This is a genomic window from Pseudomonas putida, assembly GCF_016406145.1.
GTDB classification, from domain to species: domain Bacteria; phylum Pseudomonadota; class Gammaproteobacteria; order Pseudomonadales; family Pseudomonadaceae; genus Aquipseudomonas; species Aquipseudomonas putida_E.
This window is the reverse complement of record NZ_CP066306.1, coordinates 435982-451272: the sequence shown is the minus strand read 5'-3', so window position 1 is coordinate 451272 and position 15291 is coordinate 435982. Positions and strand designations below refer to the sequence as shown.

Here is a 15291-nt window from a genome sequence, read left to right as displayed (position 1 = left end):
AATCAGTGCTTTCTGATCCGAATAGGCGCAATTTCGGGGATTTATAAAGCAATCCCGCTTCTTTTCGGAGCCTTGGTTTGTTTCTTGCATTTTCTACGCAAAGAGCCTGGCATGAGCAAATCCATAGTGCGCCGGCCACGCTCACCGCCATGCCCGGCAAGCGCCAAAAGAGGTCAACGACGCCTTATGACCATCAGCGATGCACAGCACCGTCTGCTTCTGGACAACCTGACCACCGCCACGCTCTTGCTCAACGCCGAGCTGCGCCTGGAGTACATGAACCCGGCTGCGGAAATGCTCCTGGCCGTGAGTGGGCAGCGCAGCCACGGGCAGTTCATCAGTGAACTGTTCACCGAATCGTCCGAGGCGCTCAACTCCCTGCGCCAGGCGGTCGAACAGGCGCACCCGTTCACCAAGCGCGAAGCCCAATTGACTTCGCTGACCGGGCAGACCATCACCGTCGACTATGCAGTAACGCCCATCCTGCACCAGGGCAACACCCTGCTGCTGCTGGAGGTGCACCCGCGTGACCGCCTGCTGCGCATCACCAAGGAAGAAGCCCAGCTGAGCAAGCAGGAAACCACCAAAATGCTGGTCCGCGGCCTCGCCCACGAGATCAAGAACCCACTGGGTGGCATCCGTGGCGCGGCGCAACTGCTGGCTCGGGAATTACTCGAAGATGGCCTGCGCGACTACACCAACGTGATCATCGAAGAGGCCGATCGCCTGCGCAACCTGGTCGATCGCATGCTCGGGTCGAACAAGCTGCCATCGCTGGCCATGACCAACATTCACGAAGTCCTTGAGCGGGTCTGCAGCCTGGTCGACGCAGAAAGCCAAGGATGCATCACTTTGGTGCGCGATTATGACCCGAGCCTGCCGGACGTGCTGATCGACCGCGAGCAGATGATCCAGGCGGTGCTGAATATCGTGCGCAACGCCATGCAGGCGATCAGTTCGCAGAACGAGTTGCGCCTGGGCCGCATCACCCTGCGCAGCCGCGCGATGCGCCAGTTCACCATCGGCCATGTGCGCCACCGTCTGGTGGCCCGCGTCGAGATCATCGACAACGGCCCCGGCATCCCCAGTGAACTGCAAGACACCCTCTTCTATCCCATGGTCAGTGGCCGCCCCGACGGTACCGGGTTGGGCCTGGCCATTACTCAGAACATCATCAGTCAGCACCAGGGCCTGATCGAGTGTGAAAGCCACGCCGGCCACACCGCCTTTTCGATCTTCCTGCCACTGGAACAAGGAGCCACCGCCTCATGAGCCGAAGTGAAACCGTATGGATCGTCGACGATGATCGCTCCATCCGCTGGGTCCTGGAAAAAGCCCTGCAACAGGAGGGCATGACCACCCAGAGCTTCGACAGCGCCGATGGCGTGATGGGCCGCCTGGCCCGGCAGCAGCCGGACGTGATCATTTCCGACATTCGCATGCCCGGCGCCAGCGGCCTCGACCTGCTGGCACAGATTCGCGACCAACACCCGCGCCTGCCGGTCATCATCATGACCGCCCATTCGGACCTGGACAGCGCAGTGGCGTCGTACCAAGGGGGCGCTTTCGAGTACCTGCCCAAACCGTTCGATGTCGATGAGGCGGTCTCGCTGGTCAAGCGCGCCAACCAGCATGCGCAGGAACAGCAAGGCCTCGATGTACCTCAGGCCCTGGCCCGTACGCCGGAAATCATCGGTGAAGCCCCGGCGATGCAGGAGGTGTTCCGCGCCATTGGCCGGCTGAGCCACTCCAACATCACCGTACTGATCAATGGCGAGTCGGGTACCGGTAAGGAGCTGGTGGCCCACGCCCTGCATCGCCACAGCCCGCGGGCTGCCTCACCGTTCATTGCCCTGAACATGGCCGCCATTCCCAAGGACCTGATGGAGTCGGAGCTGTTCGGCCACGAAAAAGGCGCCTTTACCGGTGCGGCCAACCTGCGGCGCGGCCGCTTCGAGCAAGCGGACGGCGGCACCTTGTTCCTCGACGAAATCGGTGACATGCCTGCCGATACGCAGACCCGCCTGCTGCGTGTGCTGGCCGATGGCGAGTTCTATCGTGTGGGCGGTCATGTGCCCGTAAAGGTCGATGTGCGAATAATCGCTGCGACCCATCAAAATCTCGAGTCACTGGTACAGGCTGGCAAGTTCCGTGAAGACTTGTTCCATCGCCTGAACGTAATCCGTATTCATATCCCGCGCCTGGCCGACCGCCGCGAGGACATCCCTGCACTGGCCCGCCACTTCCTTGGCCGCGCTGCTCAGGAGCTGGCCGTCGAACCGAAGCTGCTCAAGCCGGAAACCGAAGAATTCATCCGCAACCTGCCTTGGCCTGGCAACGTCCGCCAGCTGGAAAACACCTGCCGCTGGATCACCGTCATGGCCTCCAGCCGCGAAGTGCTGATCGGCGACCTGCCACCGGAATTGCTCAACCTGCCGCAAGACGCTGCACCGGTGACCAACTGGGAGCAGGCGCTACGCCAATGGGCCGACCAGGCCTTGGCACGCGGGCAGTCCAACCTGCTCGACAGCGCCGTGCCCAGCTTTGAACGGATCATGATCGAGACGGCGCTCAAGCATACTGCCGGGCGTCGCCGGGATGCAGCGGTGCTGCTGGGGTGGGGGCGCAATACCCTGACTCGCAAGATCAAGGAACTGGGGATGAACGTGGATGGCGGGGATGACGATGAGGGCGATGATCACTGACTTCCCGATGAATCACTAACACCGTTGGGGCCGCTTTGCGGCCCCAGCCATTTCTGGGCCATGCACCGAAGCTGTGCCAGCTGCACCGCGCCAAGGCACAAATCCCATCAAAACCCGGCCAGATCGCCCTTAAACCCAATGTTTACGGGTTTTCAAAACTGGCACGCCACCTGCAATAAGCAACGTATCTCCAGTTTCGGGGGCCTCGGTACAGGCAGGCCGGGTGAACCCCTCTTTTATACGCAGTTGCTCCAGCTTTTGGGGACCTCGGTACAGGCAGGCCGGGAATCCCCTCTTTTACACGCAGTAGCGCAAGCTTTGGGGACCCTGGTACAGGCAGGCCGGGACATCCCCTCTTTTATTCATGCAGCCTCACCTGCACCCGCCAGCGCCCCGCGTCCTCTGCACCGGCCCATTCGCCACGCAGAGGGCGCGCGGCAATCACGCTCAGCAGCAACCCTTCGTCACTTTTCTGCAAACGCCAGCTCACCGGCTTGCCCTGCAGGGTCAGCTGCCCGCGCTGGGCTTTGCCATCAGCCTGGAACAGCAACGCGACCGTACCCTGGACATTCTCGCCATGCAGCTTGGGCTCATCGTTGAACCACAGGTCCAGCCCATCCTGCACCACCTCCACCTGCTCAAGCACTAGCGCTTCGGGTGCAGTCAGACGGCCGATCATCAAACCGACCATCAGGCCTACGATCGCCAACGAGAGCAAAACCTTCGGCAAGCCCTTCGAACGCACATCAGGTTCGGGGGTAGAATGCTCGCCATCTTCACGCTTGGAGCCGTGCATGTTTCACGTCATCCTCTTTCAACCTGAAATTCCGCCCAATACCGGCAATATCATTCGCCTCTGCGCCAACAGCGGCTGCGCCCTGCATCTGATCGAGCCAATCAGCTTCGAGCTCGACGACAAGCGGCTGCGCCGCGCAGGGCTGGATTATCATGAGTATGCCACGCTCAAGCGCCACGAAAGCCTGGCCCGATGCCTGGAGAACCTGGGCAACCCACGCTTGTTCGCCTTTACCACCAAGGGGTCGCACCCATTTCATGAGGTTGCCTACCAGCCGGGCGACGCCTTCCTGTTCGGGCCAGAAAGCCGTGGCCTGCCGGCCGAGGTGCTGGACAGCCTGCCGGCCGAGCAGCGCCTGCGCTTGCCGATGATGCCGGGATGCCGCAGCCTGAACCTGTCCAACACCGTGGCGGTGACGGTGTATGAGGCGTGGCGGCAGCAGGGGTTTGCCGGCAGCTGACAAGCTTGGAGTAGACAGTCGGGTAATAAAAAGGCGACCTCGAAGGTCGCCTCTGTGCTACCGGGCAAGATTACTGCACGGTCGGTGCTTCACCCGCTTCCTGCATGCGCTGCATCTCTTGCGCGTACAGGGCGTCGAAGTTGACCGGCGACAGCATCAGGGCCGGGAACGAGCCACGGGTCACCAGGCTATCCAGGGTCTCGCGGGCGTACGGGAACAGGATGTTCGGGCAGAACGCACCGAGGGTGTGGCTCATGGAAGAGGCGTCGAGGTTCTTGATCAGGAAGATACCGGCCTGCTGAACTTCAGCGATGAACGCCACTTCGTCACCATTCTTGACGGTCACCGACAGGGTCAGCACCACTTCGTGGAAGTCGCCCTCTAGGGCCTTCTGCTTGGTGTTCAGGTCCAGGGCAACGCTCGGCTCCCAGGTCTGACGGAAGATCTGCGGGCTTTTCGGGGCCTCGAACGACAGGTCGCGTACGTAGATACGCTGCATGGAGAACTGAGGGCTGTTGTCTTCGGCTGCTGCGCCGTTGGTCTGTTGGTCAGTCATGGCAGATCCTTATCCTAATGTTTTTTAATGCAGTGCAAATCAGGCCTTGAGCAGCGCGTCGAGCTTCCCCGCGCGCTCCAGGGCGTAGAGGTCATCGCAGCCACCGACATGTTTACTGCCGATCCAGATCTGCGGCACCGAAGTCCGGCCGGCCTTCTGAGTCATCTCGGCGCGCACCTGCGGCTTGCCGTCGACCTTGATTTCCTCGAAGGCCACGCCCTTGCTCTGAAGCAGGTACTTGGCGCGCATGCAGTAGGGGCAGTAGTCGCTGGAGTAGACGATGACGTCGTTCATATCACTTCACCAGGGGCAGGTTATCGGCTTTCCAGCTGGAAACGCCACCACTCAGCTTGGCGGCGTTGTAACCAGCCTTGAGCAGTTCGCGGCAGATGGTGCCGGACTGCTGGCCCATTGCGTCGACGACGATCAGGGTCTTCTCTTTGTGCTTGTCCAGTTCGGTCATGCGGGTCGCGACCTTGTCCTGCGGGATGTTCACCGCACCGACGATGTGGCCGGCGGAGTATTCCTTGGCAGGGCGGATATCGATGACAAGGCCCTTCTCGGCATTGACCAGGGCGGTCAGTTGGCCATTGCTCAGGCTCTGTCCGCCACGGCGGATTTCATTGAGCAGCAGCAGGACCAGCAGAACAACGAAGATCGCAACCAGGATGTAGTGATCTGTCGCGAATTGAATCAGGTGAGCAACCATCAGCGGTGTTCCAGGCGATTGAAAATGCCGGCCAGTATACACAGCCCCCCAAGACCGCCAAAGCCCGACGGGCCGGCCGGGAAAGTACCTTCATGTTGCTGCGGGCGCCACGCTGGTCAGGGAACAGGACGAATATTCGCCGCAGGTGGCGCATTTGCCCTAAAATGCGTGTCTTTATCATCTTTGAACAACCGTGAGTTTGATTGATGACGAGTACGCCCAAACCCCTGGTCCTGATCATTCTGGATGGCTTCGGCCACAGTGAAAACCCCGAATACAACGCCATCTATGCCGCCAACACGCCGGTCTATGATCACCTGCGCGCCACCGCGCCGCATGGCCTGATTTCCGGTTCAGGGATGGATGTCGGCCTGCCGGACGGGCAGATGGGCAACTCCGAAGTCGGTCACATGAACCTCGGCGCCGGCCGTGTCGTCTACCAGGACTTCACCCGCGTCACCAAAGCCATCCGCGACGGCGATTTCTTCGAGAACCCGGTGCTGACTGGCGCGGTGGACCAGGCTGCAGGTGCCGGCAAGGCCGTGCATATCCTCGGCCTGCTCTCCGACGGCGGCGTCCACAGCCACCAGGATCACCTGATCGCCATGGCCGAACTGGCCGCGCAGCGTGGCGCCGAGAAGATCTACCTGCATGCGTTCCTTGACGGTCGTGACACCCCGCCGCGCAGCGCGCAATCGTCCATCGAGCTGCTCGATTCGACCTTTGCCAAGCTCGGCAAAGGCCGTATCGCCAGCCTGATCGGCCGTTACTACGCGATGGACCGCGACAACCGCTGGGACCGCGTCAGCGCCGCCTACAACCTGATCGTCGACAGCGTTGCCGAACACACGGCAGACAGCGCCATTGCTGGACTCGAAGCGGCCTATGCGCGCGATGAGAGCGACGAATTCGTCAAGGCCACACGCATTGGCGAAGCGGTAAAGGTCGAAGATGGCGATGCCGTGATCTTCATGAACTTCCGTGCCGACCGCGCACGTGAGCTGTCACGCGTGTTCGTCGAAGCCGATTTCAACGAGTTCCCACGGGCACGCCTGCCAAAACTGGCTGCCTACATCGGCCTGACCCAGTACTCGGCGAAAATCCCGGCCCCTGCGGCGTTTGCCCCGGCCAGTTTGAACAACGTGCTGGGTGAATACCTGGCAAAAAACGGCAAGACTCAGCTGCGCATCGCCGAAACCGAGAAATATGCACACGTCACCTTCTTCTTCTCCGGGGGGCGCGAAGAGCCGTTCGAAGGCGAAAAGCGCATTCTGATCCCGTCGCCGAAAGTCGCCACCTACGACATGCAGCCGGAAATGAGCGCCCCAGAGGTCACCGACCGTATCGTCGAGGCCATCGAGCAGCAGCGCTATGACGTGATCGTGGTCAATTACGCCAACGGTGACATGGTCGGCCATACCGGCGTGTTCGACGCCGCAGTCAAGGCCGTCGAAGCCCTGGACGGCTGTGTCGGTCGCATCGTCGGGGCCCTGGACAAGGTGGGCGGCGAAGCGCTGATCACTGCAGACCACGGCAACGTCGAGCAGATGGAGGACGAATGCACCGGCCAGGCGCACACCGCCCACACCACCGAGCCGGTGCCGTTCATCTATGTCGGCAAACGCCAGGTCAAAGTTCGCGAGGGCGGCGTGCTGGCCGACGTGGCGCCGACCATGCTCAAGCTGCTGGGGCTGGAAAAGCCTGCGGAGATGACCGGAACCTCGATCCTGGTCGACGATTAAACTGCAAGCCTCACGCTGCAAGCTGCAAGCGAAACCTGGCCCGGCGCCTGCTTTTTCTTGCCGCTTGTAGCTTGAAGCCTACCGCTGACGCCGTGAGGCGTTTTTTTTGCAGGCCCGGGCGGGCATACTAGGCCAGTCTCCATCCTTGGTACGCCCAACCTCATGCTTCGCGCCCTGATCCTCCTAGCCCTGTCTTGCCTGCTCAGCCCGGCCTTCGCCGACGAGCGCGCACAGACCCAGCAACAACTGGACGCCACCCGCCAGGACATCGCCGAGCTCAAGAAGACGCTGGGCAAGCTCCAGGAAGAAAAATCCGGCGTGCAGAAAGACCTAAAAGCCACCGAGACCGACATCGGCAACCTCGAAAAGCAGGTGGAGGCTCTGCAGCAAGAACTAAAAAAGACCGAGGGCGAGCTGGAGCGCCTTGATACCGAGAAAAAAAAACTCCAGAGCTCGCGCATTGAACAACAGCGACTGATCGCCATTCAGGCGCGGTCCGCCTACCAGAACAATGGCCGTGAGGAATACCTCAAGCTGCTGCTCAACCAGCAGAACCCAGAGAAGTTCGCCCGCACCCTCAGCTACTACGACTACCTGAGCAAGGCGCGCATGGAGCAACTGCGTGCCTTCAACGAGACCTTGCGCCAGCTGGCCAATGTCGAGCAGGACATTTCCCGCCAGCAAGAACAATTGCTGGCCCAGCGCGCCGACCTCGACAGCCGTCGCCAGGCTCTGGAAGCCGAGCGTGGAAAACGTCAGCAGGTGCTGGCCAAGCTCAACAGTGACATGAAAGACCGCGACAAGAAGCTGCAGGCCCGTGAACAAGACCAGGCGGACCTTGCCAAGGTGCTCAAGACCATCGAGGAAACCCTTGCCCGTCAGGCCCGTGAGGCCGAGGAAGCGCGCAAGAAGGCCCTGCTGGCCGAGCAGGAGGCCCAAAAGCGCCGACAGCAGCAAGCGCTGGCCGCACAGCAAGACAGCGAACCGCCAAAAAAGGCGCGCACCACCCTTGGCCCGTTGGTTTCCAGCGACAGCTCAACCTACGGCGGTGCTTTTTCTGCTGCACGGGGCAAACTTCCCTGGCCCGTCAATGGTCGATTGCTGGCACGTTTCGGTGAAGCCCGTGGCAGCGATGCCCGAGCCAAGTGGGACGGCGTGATGATCAGCGCCAACCCCGGCACCCAGGTGCGCGCCGTGCACGGCGGGCGCGTGGTATTCGCCGACTGGTTGCGCGGTGCTGGACTTCTGGTCATTCTCGACCATGGTAATGGTTACCTGAGCCTGTACGGCCACAACCAGAGCCTGCTCAAGAGCGCCGGGGACATCGTCAAGGCCGGCGAAGCCATTTCCACAGTTGGCGACAGCGGCGGCCAGGATGCCGCCGGCTTGTACTTCGCCATCCGCCAGCAGGGCCGGCCCACCGACCCTTCGCAGTGGTGCAGAGGTTAAGGTTCAAGCCTAGTCACTTTTTCACGGCCTGGCGCTCCACGCTGGGCCGATGCTCCCCAAGGAGCGCCTACAGGATCAGGAGTTCGTTCGACATGCTGCACTCGCCTCGTCTCACCCAGCTGGCCCTGACCATCGCCCTGGCGACTGGTATGCCTTTGGCCATCGCTGCCGAGCCGGCGCCCGCCGCGGTGCCTGCCACCGAGGTGACCGCCAAGGCCCCGCTGCCACTGGAAGAGCTGCGCACCTTCGCCGAGGTCATGGACCGCATCAAAGCGGCCTATGTCGAGCCGGTAGACGACAAGACGCTGCTGGAGAACGCCATCAAAGGCATGCTCAGCAACCTCGATCCACATTCGGCCTACCTTGGCCCCGAGGACTTCCAGGAGCTGCAGGAAAGCACCAGTGGCGAGTTCGGTGGCCTGGGTATCGAAGTCGGCCAGGAAGACGGCTTCGTCAAGGTAGTCTCGCCCATCGATGACACCCCCGCCTCGCGCGCCGGCGTGCAGGCTGGCGACCTCATCGTCAAGATCAACGGTGCGCCCACCCGTGGCCAGAGCATGACCGAAGCGGTCGACAAGATGCGCGGCAAAGTCGGCGAGAAGATCACCCTGACCCTGGTACGTGACGGCGGCACCCCGTTCGATGTGAACCTGGTCCGTGCGGTGATCCAGGTCAAGAGCGTTAAGAGCCAGTTGCTGGAAAACGACTACGGCTACATCCGCATCACCCAGTTCCAGGTCAAGACCGGCGACGAAGTCGGCAAGGCATTGGCCAAGATGCGCAAAGACAATGGCAAGAAACTGCGCGGCGTTGTTCTGGACCTGCGCAACAACCCCGGTGGCGTCCTCCAGTCGGCGGTGGAAGTGGCCGACCACTTCCTGACCAAGGGCCTGATCGTGTACACCAAGGGCCGTATCGCCAACTCCGAACTGCGCTTCTCCGCTGACCCGGCCGACGCCAGCGAGGCCGTACCATTGGTGGTACTGATCAACGGTGGCAGCGCCTCGGCATCGGAAATCGTCGCCGGTGCCCTGCAAGACCAGAAACGCGCCGTACTGATGGGCACTGACAGCTTCGGAAAAGGCTCGGTGCAGACCGTGCTGCCGCTGGCCAACGACCGTGCCCTGAAGCTCACCACCGCGCTGTACTTCACCCCCAATGGCCGCTCGATCCAGGCCCAGGGTATCGTGCCCGACATCGAGGTGCGCCCGGCCAAACTTACCGCAGAGGTCGATACCGAAAACTTCAAGGAAGCTGACCTGCAAGGCCACCTGGGCAATGGCAACGGTGGCGCTGACCGCCCGACCGGCAGCAGCAAGCGCAAGGAGCGCCCGCAGGACGATGACTTCCAGCTGAGCCAGGCCCTCAGCCTGCTCAAGGGGCTGAACATCACCTCCGGCAAATGATTCATCCGATGCGGTATCTGCTGCCCGTGCTGTTATGCCTGTCAGCCGCGTTCGCCCATGCAGCGCCGGCCAAGAAGGCCTACATGAGCATCATCATCGACGACCTGGGCCAGAGCACCGAGCGCGACAGCAGAACCCTTGCGCTGCCGGGCCCTGTGACGATGGCGATCATGCCGGATACACCCCACGCCAGCGAGTTCGCCCGCCAGGCGCACAAGGCAGGCAAGACGGTAATCCTGCATATGCCCATGGACCCCGCCACCGGGCCCTATGCCTGGCACCCGGACATCGCCTTGCCGGAGCTCGCCAGGCGACTGGACGCGGCCTTGGCCAAGGTGCCCTACGCCGCCGGCATCAACAACCACATGGGCAGCCGCATGACCGCACAGCGTGGCGCCATGACCTGGCTGATGGGTGAGCTCCAACGGCGGCATCTGTTTTTCGTAGACAGCCGTACCAGTGCTGCCACCGTCGCTGCCGCCGAGGCGCAGGCACAGGCCCTTGGGCATGTCTCGCGCGACGTGTTTCTGGACGACGTACGCACCACAGAGGCCATCACCACACAGCTGCAGCAAGGCGTGGCACTGGCACGCAGGCAAGGCTCGGCTGTGCTGATCGGGCATCCTTATCCGCAAACCCTGCAGGTGCTGGAACAGGAAATGCCCCGGCTGCGAAGCCAGGGCATTGAGTTGGTAACACTGACACAGATGATTGCCGAACGCGGTAATCAGGCCATGCCTGCCCATGGCAAGCACGGCCGCTACAGCAATCGCTGAGCCATTCATTCAAAGGGGATCAGCCCCTCCACCTGGTTCAGGCGTAAATCTCCCCGGTAAATAGCGACCAGGTCTTCGCCGCTGGTGGCAGCCCGCAGCTGCGCCAGGCGCCCCAGTTTGCGCTGTGCCCACAGTTTCAGGTGGCCTTTGCTGAACTGCCGCGCCGGAGTGCCGATGTCCGGGTAGTGAAAGTGTGCCTCCCACAGCCCATCGCCCTGACCCTGGCCGGCCCGCGGCAGGCGCCTGACCTCGTAGACATCCAGGTAATCACCTGCTGCCAATGCCTTGCGTGGCCCAGCGCGCTGGACAGTGACCTGGTTGTTGTCGAGCAGAAACTTGAGGCTCCGTGCGTCGGGGTGGTCGGTGGACAGATAGATGCCGGTCAACAGGTCTCGGCGGGTTGCCTGCAAACGCTCGATGGCCTCACCCAGATTCTCGAACAAGGCATCTTCGGGGCTCATCCTTGGCAACGTGCTCAGGGCATGACGCAGTTTTTCCAGGTGCCCGTCGACAACCGTGGCCAGACTATTGGGCTGCTCTGCCTGAAAGAAACTTCTGGCCAGCTTGTTGATCCGCTCGACCTCCGCAAGCAGGGCCTGTGCACGCTTTCGCGCCAGGCGGGGTTCCAGCGGGGAGAATGGCGGCTCTGACTCAGCGGGTTGCGGCACATCCTCGACCCACTCGCTGCCGCGCTGGTGGAAGGTCTTCAGTACATGCTGAGTACGCTCATCACGTTGCTGGACGATGGCGACACCATCTACCTCGACTTCCTGAGCGAGAACTTTGCGCCCGCGCTGAGTCCTGACCAGCTTGCGCCGCCCACCGCGTGGGGCATAGACCGTTGGACGCGGTGGGGCGGGCTCGCAGAGTTCCTGCTCTCGCACTGCCTGGGCGAGGTCACCTTGAGCAGCGCGCTGCAATCCGTGCAAGGTTTTCTTGTACAGTTGCAGCGCCTCCTGCCTGATAGCCGCGCCCCCCACACTGCCCAGATAGTCGGCCATTGCCGCAGCCTCCTCGTAGCCCTCCAGGATGCCGCTCAGTACCTCGATCCGTTCAGCCAGCGACAGCTCACTTCCTGCCAGGTCGCCATGCGCGTTGCCTGCACTTTTCAGGCTGTCACCGGCCAGGTAATCGAGGTATTGCGATAAAACCCGCTCCTCAACATCGGCCAGCCTTTCCAGGCTGGCTTCGGCCAGGTCTTGAAGCAGACGAAAATCGAGGTCGATGGCCGACAAGCGCCGCGCCTCGATGGTGCCCTTGAGCTCGTTATCTTTGTTGATGCGCTCCTGCGTGTCATCGTCCTTGAACACGAAAGTGTCGTCTTTGAGGGTCTCTTCGAGTAGCGCGTCAAGCAGCCGGGACATGTCAACCAGATCCACCTCCCATTGGATGACCTCCTCCAGTACAGAGCGAAAGTGTTTGTACTGGCTGATTTCCTCCTCGCTCTCAGGGTGGATGACAACCTGCTCGGCGAGGTTTGCCAGGTCCTCTGCATTGATGATCTTGGCCATCTCGTTGTAGAAGACTGAGATATTTTCGATCAAGCTCTGACGGATCAGGCTGCGCTGACCTGCGACGACAATGCTGTAGGCGGAATCTTCGTGGCGCATATTGAACAGGCTGTTGATCACCTGCTCATGCTTGAGTGAGCTCTCAGCCAGGCCTTTGACTTCGTAGATGATTTTCAAATGGATCTGCTTGCGCAGACGCCGGGTCAACTCAAGCTCGCGAGTCGTCAGCTCGTCCGGTTCAGTCACCGCTTCCAGCACTGCGATGCGCTTGTCCTTTTCATTGAGCAGGTCGCGATGCCTGTTCAGGGTTTCGGCCAGCGCATTATGCTGGTTGGCCAGTACCGATTCTTCGCTCTTGAGTTGCTCGACTTTCTTGCGGTTTTCCTCTTTCAGGGCTTCAAGGCGACTGCGTGGCATGCCGCCTCGCAAGCGCAAGCCACGATCGACACGCCATTGTCCATGCTCGAACGCCAACCAAGGCCCCATGACACCGTCGGCCCCGACCATACGCAAACCTTGTTCTTCAAAGGTGGCCCGATATACACCGTCGCCCAGCGTAAGGTAATAGTGCTCACCAACGCGGTACAACCCGCGTCCAGGCCCCGCTGCAAGCGGTTCCAGGCCTTCCAGCGATTGCTCGACGCGCATGCCGGACACCACCTTGCGCTGCTGGGGCGAGAGCACATTGAACCCCTGTGCGCCGCGCCAGGAAAAATCCAGCCGGGTCGAGCCATGTTGCGCCAGCCCTCCCGGAACACCGACCTTGCCTTGTACGGGAACCACCAGTGCTTCTGCGCCACCCCATGCGGGCATTGCGCCCCGACGGGGAATGTTCTGTACAGGCTCGCCTAGGGGTAACTGCGGTAGACGCAAATGCATCAAGGCCATGCAAGCGTTGAGCAATAAGTCGACCACAGCTGCGCTGCGCTCGAACGCGCTGCCATCTCGCAAGGCCGCAAGGTCGTTGTGCAACCCGGAAATGGCCTGTACCAGCCAGGCAACGCCGGCCACTGGCCCACGCAGCATCAACGTCACAACATCGAACAACAGCCAAGCCCCCCGAACGAGAATCGCCCAGCGACTCTCGGCGTTGGAAACCGATTCGCGGTCAGCCAGCTCCACCAGCAGGTTGCGATTGGCCATATAGAGTTTCACATCAACATCATTGCGCCAGAACTGCGCTGCAAAGGTTGGCGGGTGCCCTCGCTCAGGCAGTAGCTGGGTGTTCAGGATAGGCCCTGGCCAATGCGGCTCGTAAAAGCCGCCATACGCGTAGACGGCTCGCGAGGCAGGCGACATCCACTCAAGGACGCTGTCCTGCAACGGCCCGGGCCTGCGGATTGCAGCCATCATCAGGTCCAGGCTGGCAAACTCGAGCAGAGGCGTTTCGTTGTACAGAGGCCGATACAGCAAAACCCTTGCAGGCTCCGTAGCGAACAGAACATACATGCCACTGACCTCATCCTGTTCGATCTCGCCCGCTTCACGCCTGAAGGCCAGAGGCATCAGCATCAGCGCTGGCAATTGCGGATCAAGGTAGCCGTGGCAGAAGTCTGTAACACATTGCAAGCCTGCGTCGCTCAGCTCGCCCTGCAAGCGGGCATAGAGCGCGCTGAACAGTAGTGAACACCGCCATTCACGGCCAAAGCGTTTGATCCGCTCGGCTTGGGTAGCGGGGTCGTCCAGCTTCCGCGCGACGTAGGTGGGGTAGTGCTTGCCGATGTCGACCCGCTGCACCAGCGACTTGACGTAGTCGGCATTCATCCAGTCCATGATCAACTGGTTTTCACGGTGCGTTACGGCGGTAAGCTGTGCGTTTTGAAGCGACCAGAGATTACCGATGGCGAACTCGGTCAAGGTCATGCTGCGGTGTTCAACCGTCGAATCACCCGGCCCAACGCCTGCACCACCGGGCCAGCCAGCATTGATGGTCAACTGCAGGTCCAGGTCATCCGAGAAGTAATTGGCTTCGACCGGAAAATCGGCAAGCATCTGCGCCCGCAGCACCTGCCGGGTATAACTGCGCAGATCGAGCACATCCTCGAGCGCCCCGCTCCCTTCGGACTGAGCCTGAGCCAACGCCAGTTCGAACACCCCCCGCTGATAGGCAAAGCCATTCGCAGCACTGCTATGGCGCAGGCCAGGCGGCAACGCAATCTGTGCCCCGCTGGCCTGGCCGTAACCTTCAATGAACCAGCGCGCGGGGTCACTCAGTGCAGCAAAGTCCCTCTCAAGCAGCGAACAGTTTGGCAACTGCGCATAACGCAAACGCTCAATGTCATCGAGCATGATCTCCAGCAGCAGGCTGCTTTGCTGGGCAAACACGTCGCCTTCGAGCTCATAGCGGTGCCATGCCATGGATTCGAAGCGCTGGCGCTCGGCAAGTTCGTCCCGCAGCGCTTTAGCGAAGAGATCCAGCGATGAAAATGCCCTCACCAGGCTGGACGGGGCGCACCACAGAAACACCTCGCGTTCGTCCCACTCGCCCCTGACCAGCAGGTTGGGCAGCCACTGAACATCCTTATCGAGTTGCACCTGGACCAGAAAAACCGAAGGAGTGGAGCCGTGATTCTTAAGCAAGCTGAGCAAACACTGACGTTGTTGTTCATCCAGCCCCTGCAGTGGCAAATTATGCAACAACACCCTTTTGAGCAGGTGCTGCAGCCACAGGTCCCGGCTAACGCCCTGACTGCCTGGCGCCTTCCAGAAATCGACCTGGGCTTGGCAGAAGCTGTCCGCAAGCAAAAGCAGGAGGTCATCCAGCTCAGCCAGTTGGGCCCCGATTGAAATCGCCCCGGACGGCAACGGGTTACCCGCCTGGTCGCGCAGGAACCAAGGTTCCCGGACCGCCAGCAGGAAATCCCCACCGTCAGCCCCTAGCGACGCCAGGGGCTGACGGGCGTGCAATGCTTCAAGCATGACCTCCAACAATGGCCGAGGTGTCCAGGCATCGTAGGTCTGTGGGCCGGACGCAATGTGGGCAGGGATGTTGAGTATGAGCGATTCGGCATCGGGCAGCCCGGCACCAGCCAGAGTGGCATGGCAGGGGACCAGCAATTCGAGAACCTGCTGGCTCAGAACACTACGCAGGGTTGGGCGACTGAGAAACTCGGTAGCGACTGCCCGACGAAAGTCAGGAACAGGACTTGGCTGGATGGGCATGGGCGGCTTCCTCGCGGCA

Annotated in this window: 12 protein-coding genes; 7 read left to right on the top strand and 5 right to left on the bottom strand. The window is 61.4% G+C overall.

All coding sequences use genetic code 11. The features are described from left to right. Positions 1–186: 186 nt before the first annotated feature. Both glnL and ntrC read left to right on the top strand, forming a co-directional pair. Positions 187–1272, top strand: coding sequence for a nitrogen regulation protein NR(II) (gene glnL, locus JET17_RS02085; RefSeq protein WP_012312359.1), 1086 nt, complete (start codon positions 187–189; stop codon positions 1270–1272). Continuing rightward, complete coding sequence (gene ntrC / locus JET17_RS02080) at positions 1269–2705, top strand: nitrogen regulation protein NR(I) (RefSeq protein WP_012312358.1); 1437 nt, start codon at positions 1269–1271, stop codon at positions 2703–2705. The genes glnL and ntrC overlap by 4 nt, the downstream gene beginning before the upstream one ends. A gap of 358 nt (positions 2706–3063) precedes the next feature. Here the strand turns inward: ntrC and JET17_RS02075 are convergent, their stop codons facing one another. Next, entirely contained in the window at positions 3064–3501 is a 438-nt protein-coding gene (locus JET17_RS02075) for a hypothetical protein (protein WP_012312357.1), read from the bottom strand. Here JET17_RS02075 and trmL point away from each other — a divergent pair. Beyond that, on the top strand, positions 3500–3961 hold the full coding sequence (gene trmL, locus JET17_RS02070; protein ID WP_012312356.1) for a tRNA (uridine(34)/cytosine(34)/5-carboxymethylaminomethyluridine(34)-2'-O)-methyltransferase TrmL: 462 nt from the start codon (positions 3500–3502) through the stop codon (positions 3959–3961). The genes JET17_RS02075 and trmL overlap by 2 nt on opposite strands. A gap of 70 nt (positions 3962–4031) precedes the next feature. On the opposite strand, the gene secB is transcribed toward trmL, so the two are convergent. From secB to JET17_RS02055, 3 genes are read right to left on the bottom strand one after another with little or no spacing between them, the layout of a single operon-like run. After that, positions 4032–4517: a protein-export chaperone SecB gene (secB, locus tag JET17_RS02065; protein WP_012312355.1), complete on the bottom strand. Its 486-nt coding sequence runs from the start codon at positions 4515–4517 to the stop codon at positions 4032–4034. Positions 4518–4556: 39 nt separating this feature from the next. Continuing rightward, on the bottom strand, positions 4557–4811 hold the full coding sequence (gene grxC, locus JET17_RS02060) for a glutaredoxin 3 (protein ID WP_012312354.1): 255 nt from the start codon (positions 4809–4811) through the stop codon (positions 4557–4559). Between the two features lies 1 nt (position 4812). Next, on the bottom strand, positions 4813–5226 hold the full coding sequence (locus JET17_RS02055) for a rhodanese-like domain-containing protein (RefSeq protein ID WP_012312353.1): 414 nt from the start codon (positions 5224–5226) through the stop codon (positions 4813–4815). A 206-nt stretch (positions 5227–5432) separates the two neighbouring features. Here JET17_RS02055 and gpmI point away from each other — a divergent pair, with 206 nt between their 5' ends. From gpmI to JET17_RS02035, 4 genes are all read left to right on the top strand, one after another. Continuing rightward, entirely contained in the window at positions 5433–6968 is a 1536-nt protein-coding gene (gene gpmI, locus JET17_RS02050) for a 2,3-bisphosphoglycerate-independent phosphoglycerate mutase (protein WP_012312352.1), read from the top strand. Positions 6969–7130: 162 nt separating this feature from the next. Beyond that, positions 7131–8417, top strand: a complete 1287-nt coding sequence (locus tag JET17_RS02045; protein ID WP_012312351.1) for a murein hydrolase activator EnvC family protein — start codon at positions 7131–7133, stop codon at positions 8415–8417. Between the two features lie 92 nt (positions 8418–8509). Next, a complete protein-coding gene (locus JET17_RS02040; RefSeq protein ID WP_012312350.1) occupies positions 8510–9823 on the top strand; it encodes a S41 family peptidase in 1314 nt (437 codons plus the stop codon). 8 nt (positions 9824–9831) lie between these two features. After that, positions 9832–10599, top strand: coding sequence for a divergent polysaccharide deacetylase family protein (locus JET17_RS02035; protein WP_042111092.1), 768 nt, complete (start codon positions 9832–9834; stop codon positions 10597–10599). Positions 10600–10604: 5 nt separating this feature from the next. On the opposite strand, the gene JET17_RS02030 is transcribed toward JET17_RS02035, so the two are convergent. Beyond that, the gene (locus JET17_RS02030) at positions 10605–15272 is read right to left on the bottom strand and encodes a dermonecrotic toxin domain-containing protein (protein WP_012312348.1); all 4668 of its coding nucleotides are present in this window, start codon (positions 15270–15272) and stop codon (positions 10605–10607) included. Positions 15273–15291: the final 19 nt, after the last annotated feature.